The organism is Sphingomonas sp. STIS6.2, assembly GCF_000732685.2.
GTDB lineage: Bacteria > Pseudomonadota > Alphaproteobacteria > Sphingomonadales > Sphingomonadaceae > Sphingomonas > Sphingomonas aerolata.
Genome location: NZ_JPDP02000081.1, coordinates 1 through 5,215, shown reverse-complemented (window position 1 = coordinate 5,215; position 5,215 = coordinate 1). Strand labels below are relative to the sequence as shown.

General features: G+C 66.4%; 4 protein-coding genes. All 4 read left to right on the top strand.

Going from position 1 to position 5,215, the window contains the following annotated elements; translation table 11 throughout:
- On the top strand, positions 1-1,187 hold a 1,187-nt coding region (locus tag sphst_RS12040; protein ID WP_159043599.1), incomplete at its 5' end, for an outer membrane beta-barrel protein.
- Between the two features lie 58 nt (positions 1,188-1,245).
- Complete coding sequence (locus sphst_RS12035) at positions 1,246-3,480, top strand: GumC family protein (protein ID WP_234387615.1); 2,235 nt, start codon at positions 1,246-1,248, stop codon at positions 3,478-3,480.
- 151 nt (positions 3,481-3,631) lie between these two features.
- Positions 3,632-4,672 (top strand): glycosyltransferase, encoded by a 1,041-nt coding sequence (locus sphst_RS12030; protein WP_234387617.1) that lies wholly within the window; start codon positions 3,632-3,634, stop codon positions 4,670-4,672.
- The coding region (locus tag sphst_RS12025) for a hypothetical protein (RefSeq protein WP_159043598.1) at positions 4,672-5,215 on the top strand (544 nt) is incomplete at its 3' end. The genes sphst_RS12030 and sphst_RS12025, both read left to right, overlap by 1 nt.

Here is a 5,215-nt window from a genome sequence, read left to right as displayed (position 1 = left end):
TCGGCGCGCAGTCGGTGCTCGAGCGCACGCGGCCGGACTATGATCCGATCGGGCTTCGCCTCGGGACGTTCACGATCCTGCCCTCGCTCGACGCGAACACGGGCTACGACAGCAATGTCCGCGCGCTGCAAAGCCCGGTGCTCGACGACCTCATCTTCACGCTGCGCCCCGCGGTCGTCGCGCGCTCCAACTGGTCGCGCAATGCGGTCACGGTGCGGGCGAGCAGCGACATCCAACGCTTTGTCGACCGTCCCGTCGAAAATGCCGAACAATATCAAATCGGCGCCGATGGTCGCTTCGATATCGGCAGCAGGACGCATCTGGTCGCGGACGCCCGCGTCGGCCGGCTCATCGAAGCGCGCGGCAGCACCGGCGACACGGCGCTGGACGGCGAACCGGTCAATTTCATGGACTATCATTTCGGCACGGGCGCGGACCATGATTTCGGCCCGCTTCTGACCCGCGCCAGCTTCACGTTCGACGAATTCCGCTATGGCGATCGCAAAGCCGCGGGCGGGCGCAAGGTCGACAACAGCCAGCGCAATTACCGCTCGATCCTCGGCGACATCCAGTTCACGTTGCCCGTCGCGCCTGCCGCCGGCGTGTTCGTTCGCGGCACCGTCAATACTGCCGATTACATCAACGAACCTGCCGGGCCGAGCGGCGATTCGACAAGCTATAGCGCGTTGACCGGCATCGCGTTCGGCGTGACCCCGCTGCTCTACGGCAGCATCGGCATCGGATATTTCGCCCAGACCTACCGCGAGCCCTCGCTCGATGGCACCAATGGCCTGAACTATTCCGCGGCGATCACCTGGAACCCGACCCCGCTCGCCACCGCGTCGTTCACGCTCAATCGTGCGCTGCAGCGTGCACCCAGCCCGACGCTGGGCGCGATCACCACGACCACCGGGACGCTGATCGCCGACTACGAGCTTCGCCGGAACCTGATCGTCGGCGCGACCGCGGGCTATTCGCGCAATCTATACGGCCTGATCGACCGCACGCAGACGCAGATGACAGGCTCGGCGCGTGCGACCTATCTGTTCAGCCGACTGATCTCGTCGACGCTCCGGCTCGACTATCTTCGAACCCGCCCCGATCAGGCGAGCGGAGTCAACAGTCTGGGCATTGGCCGACGCTTCGACAAGACCCGAATATTTCTCGGCATGCGGCTTCAACTATGAGCCGCGCGCCGATGATCCGACCAGCAAACGACATTCCCGGGATATGGAGAATGAGCAAGTGACAACCGCGATCCAAGTCTATGGCGGCGGCAATGCCATGCCGATCAGCCCCTATACCCCGCAGGCTAGCGAGGTCGCGCAGGATCGGATCGATGCGCGCGCGCTTGTCGCGATGTTCCGTCGGCGGCTCGGCATCTTCCTCCTGGTCTTCCTCAGCATCCTGATAATCGGCCTGGCGCTGACCTTCCGGCAGACGCCGTCCTATACCGCCGTCGCGCAGGTGTCGCTGAACGTCAAACAATCGGCGCTCACGCCAGCGGGGGTCGGCGAGCGGCCGGATCTCGACCGCGCCGAACCCAGCGCGAATTTCGTCGATACCCAGGTCGAGATCATCCGCTCCGAAGCCTTTGCCCGGCGCGTCGCCTCGGCCCTGGCGTTGCCGACGGATCCGCGCTTCACATCGTTGCAGGAGCCGCACGGCATCCGCACCTGGATCACAAGCTGGTTCACGGCGCCGCCGAAAGTCGCGCGACCGACCGCGGCGGAGGCGGAAGCCGCGGCGATCACCTATGTTCAGGACGGCGTCACCGCGACGCGGCTGAACTCGACCTACGCGCTCCACATCTCGTTCAGCGACACCGATCCGGCGCTGGCGGCGCGGATCGTCAACGAGTTCGCGCGGCAATATACCGAGGGGTCGCTGGCGAAGAAGCAGGTCGAGAACCGCGATTCGACCGCGATGATCGCCCGCCGCGCGGAGGATCTGCGCGCACGCTGGCAGGCCGCCGATGCGGCCGAACAACGCTATCGCATCCAGCACAACCTGACGAGCACGCAGGGCCTGTCGCTCACCGAGCAGGAGATCTCGACGTACAACCAGGCCGTCGCCGCAGCCCGCGCTGCGCTGGCCGAGGATCAGGCCCGCCTGTCGACCGCGCGGGCGCAGCTTCGTTCCGGCTCGCGCGGCGATGATGTCGGGGAGGCGCTGGGGTCGTCCGTCGTGTCGGGTCTGCGCGCGAACCAGTCGGCACTGAGTGCTCAGGTCGCCGAGCTCACGACCCGCTATGGCGCGCGTCATCCCGACGTGCAGCGCGCGAACAGCCAGCTCGCCGCGATCGACAAGCAGATCAGCAACGAAATCGCGCGCGTCATCTCGAACCTCGCGGCGAAGACGCGGGTGTCGGAGGGCCGTCTCGCGTCGCTGTCCGGGACGCTGAGCGGTGCGCAGGCCGAACTGGCCGGCAACAACGCCGCCACCGTCGAGCTGAACAATCTGGTGCAGAACAACAAGACCGCGCGCTCGACCTATGAATCCTATCTGACGCGCTATCAGGAGCAGCTGGCCCGGCTCGGCACCGAGCAGGCCGATGCCTCCGTCCTGAAGCTGGCGGCGATCCCCGACACCCCGACCAGCCCCAATATCCTGCTCAACCTGATCCTGACGACCGTGCTCGGGTTCGGCTTTGGCCTGGTCGCCGCCTTCCTCACCGAGATGGCGTTCACGGGGCTGACCACGGGCGACGATATCGAACAGCGTCTGGGCGTCCGCTATCTCGGCGCGGTGCCGCTGCTCGCGTCGGTGACCAAATCGGCGAAGTCCCCGCCCTCGGCGATCGCGGCCGAGCCACGCTCGGCGTTCGCCGAATCGATCCGCAGCCTGCGCGCGTCGATCACCTTTGCCGCCCACGCCCCCGCCAAGGTGATCGCGATCACGTCCGCGCTCGCGCAGGAAGGCAAGACGACGACCTCGATCTGCCTGGCACGGTCGATGGGTCTGGCCGGGGAAAAGGTCGTGCTCGTCGATTGCGATCTTCGCCGCCACGGCGTCAGCCGGTTCCTGCGCACCGAAGCCGATCGCCCGGGCCTCATGCAGGTGCTTCGCGGCGAGGCGACACTCGAAGCCGCGCTGGTCGAAGACACCGCGACCGGGATGATGGTCCTGCCGATCGCCGCGGATGATGATTTCGACGGCGACCTCATGATCGGCGACAAGATGGACGGACTGCTCGACGCGCTGCGTGACCGGTTCGACGTCATCGTGCTCGATACAGCGCCGGTCCTGCCGATCGCGGATGCGCGGCTGATGCTCGGCAAGGCGGATGTCGCGGTGTTTGTCGCGCGGTGGCGGAAGACACCCGATCATGCGATCCGCTCGGCACTGCGGCTCCTGCCGCTCGACCGCATCCACCTTGCCGGAATCGCGCTGACCAAGGTCGACATCCGCAAACAGGCGCGGTTCGGCTATGGCGACTCGACCTATTATTACCACGACTACAAGGGCTATTATGCCTGAGCTGGCCGTCGATGCCGGCATCGGCAGTCTGGCCCGCCAGGCTGAAACGATGATGCCCGGTGACCTGTGTCGCGCCCCGTCCGTCCCGAATCGCAGCCGCCCCGACGGGTGGCCGCAGCGGGTGGCGATCGTGCATTACTGGCTCGTCACGATGCGCGGCGGCGAACGGGTGGTCGAGCGGCTGCTGCACCTGTTTCCGCACGCCGAAATCTTCACGCATGTCTATGATGCCAGCGCGGTGTCTGAAACGATCCGCGAGCGCCCGGTCCATACCAGCTTCATCAACCGGCTGCCGGGGGCCCGGCGTCATTATCAGAAATATCTGCCGCTGATGCCGATGGCGCTCGAACAGCTCGACCTGCGCGGCTTCGACCTCGTCATCAGCAGCGAATCGGGCCCGGCAAAGGGCGTGATCACCGATCCCGATACAGTGCACCTCTGCTATGCGCATTCGCCGATGCGGTATCTGTGGGATCATTACCATCAGTATCGCGGCAGCGCGGGACGCCTGACCCGTCTGATGATGACCTTGCTGTTCGGCCGGCTCCGCCACTGGGACATGACGAGCGCGGCGCGGATTGACATCGTCGTCGCGAATTCGCAGTTCATCAAGAAACGGATCGCCAAGGCGTGGCGCCGCGATGCGGTCGTCGTCCATCCGCCGGTCGACACGAGTCTCTTCACCCCGGCTGCCGTGGTTGGCGACGAATATCTGTGGGTCGGCCAGATGACGCCCTACAAGCGTGCCGACCTGGCGGTGGATGCGTTCAACGCGCTGCAACTGCCCCTGCTGATGGTCGGTGACGGCGAGATGGCGGCCGAGCTGCGCAAGCGCGCTGGCCCGACGATCCGGATCATCCCGCGGATGCGGTTCGACGAACTGCGCCACGCTTATGCGATGTCGAAGGCGCTCATCTTCACGCCCGAGGAGGATTTCGGGATCGTGCCGGTCGAGATGATGGCATCGGGTCGCCCGGTCCTCGCCTATGCGCGCGGCGGGATCCGCGACAGCCTGGTCGAGCGCAAGACCGGACTGTTCTTCGAACACCAGACGGTCGGATCGCTGATCGACGGCGTTCGCGCGATGGAGGCATGGCTGCCGGAATTCGACCCCGCCGATGCGGTGGCGCAGGCGGAACGGTTCGCCCCCGAGCATTTCGATGCCGGGATCCTGGCGGCGCTGGAGGCATGATGCGCCGCAGGGCCCTGATCGCGGCGATCAGCGCGGCGTTCGCGGTCGCCGGCAGCGCGCAGCAGCAGCCCGCGACTCCGTCGATGCTGCTCGGCGTCCAGACTCATTTCAGCCAGAACTGGCCTGCCGCATGGGGCGATCGGGCGATCGACGTCACCGCCGGGTCGTTGCGCGATTCGATCCCCTGGGCCTCGGGCGAACCGCGTTTGGGCAAATATGCGATCGAGGGTAGCGTCGCTGGCACCCTGTCCCGCTATTGCCACCGCAGCGGCGGTGACGTCCTGCTGACGCTCGACCCGCGCCACCCGCTCTACGACGGCGGCCATACCGTCAGCACGCCGACGGCGATGGCCGCCTATGCGGCCTATGTCGGCACGGTCCTCGATCGCCTCCCCGGCTGCGTTACCGCAATCGAGGTCGGCAACGAGATCAATAGCGGCAACCTGGCCTATACGAAGGGTGTCGACCCCGCCGCCGCCTATGTCGCGCTGCTGACGGTCGTCCGCGACCGCATCAAGCCGCGCCACCCGTCCGTCGCGATCC